This window comes from Aeromonas intestinalis (assembly GCF_054052485.1).
The window spans coordinates 1-350 of the sequence record NZ_JBSTYK010000047.1 but is presented as its reverse complement, the minus strand read 5'-3'; the positions used below and the strand labels follow the sequence as shown (position 1 = coordinate 350).

Sequence of the window (350 nt, the reverse complement as noted above, 5' to 3'; positions counted from 1 at the left end):
GTTGTTGAGTGTTCACACAGATTGCCTTGATTCAAAGTAGTTAGAGCAAAGACCTGATGCGCAAGCATCAGTGCTTATTCAACTTCGGTTGAATGAGAGAAGCCCGTTCGGTGGGTTGGGATGTGAATAGCGGCGCAAGCAGCTACCTGATTCAAAGTTAGCGATAACAACGAACAGCGCTAAAGGCCGCTAGCCTTGCAGGCTCGGCGTCGCCTTTACGAAAATCATTGCGAAGTTTACTTCGCAAAACATGATTTTCGTCCCCTTCGTCTAGAGGCCTAGGACACCGCCCTTTCACGGCGGTAACAGGGGTTCGAATCCCCTAGGGGACGCCACTTCTCTTCTTGCTT

General features: G+C 50.3%; 1 tRNA gene. It reads left to right on the top strand.

What is annotated here, in order from left to right:
* The first annotated feature begins 259 nt into the window (after positions 1-259).
* Positions 260-335, top strand: a tRNA-Glu gene (locus ACW5W7_RS21340).
* Positions 336-350 lie beyond the last annotated feature (15 nt).